The 501-nt window shown below is 71.7% G+C and carries 1 pseudogene; it reads left to right on the forward strand.

Annotation, left to right across the window (positions count from 1 at the left end):
• Positions 1–296: 296 nt before the first annotated feature.
• Positions 297–501: pseudogene (locus G3I78_RS47660) on the forward strand (aminotransferase); the annotation flags it as partial.

A 501-nucleotide genomic window follows, 5' to 3' on the forward strand; every position in this document is an offset into this window, starting at 1 on the left:
CGCTGCTCCCGCACCCGCCGGAGGAGCCGCCCCCGCCCGCCCACCACGACGAGCCCGAACCGGAGCCCGAACCCTTGCCGGATCCGGAATAGCCGCCCGTCCACGCGCGGGCCACCTTCCGGACCAGAGCCACGAAGCACACGACGACCAGCGCGGCGAAAACCCAACCGACAACAGACATGAGCTCAACCCCCGTTCATCGCCCGGTTCCCCGGGTGTGAAGGGGAGATGCCCCCGGGCCACACGGGCCAAAGCACACTTGAGCAAGTCCAGAGGTTCCCCCCAGGATGGCGCACATGAGCGCACCCGTGGGCGGCAGCCGCCCCCTCCTCAACCGCCGCCTGGCCTCCTTCGGCACCACGATCTTCGCGGAGATGTCGGCCCTGGCCACCCGCACCGGGTCGATCAACCTCGGCCAGGGCTTCCCCGACACGGACGGCCCCGCCGAGATCGCCGAGGCCGCCTCCCGCGCCGTCCTGACGGGCCTGGGCAACCAGTACC

It is taken from the genome of Streptomyces sp. SID13726, from assembly GCF_010548375.1.
GTDB lineage: Bacteria > Actinomycetota > Actinomycetes > Streptomycetales > Streptomycetaceae > Streptomyces.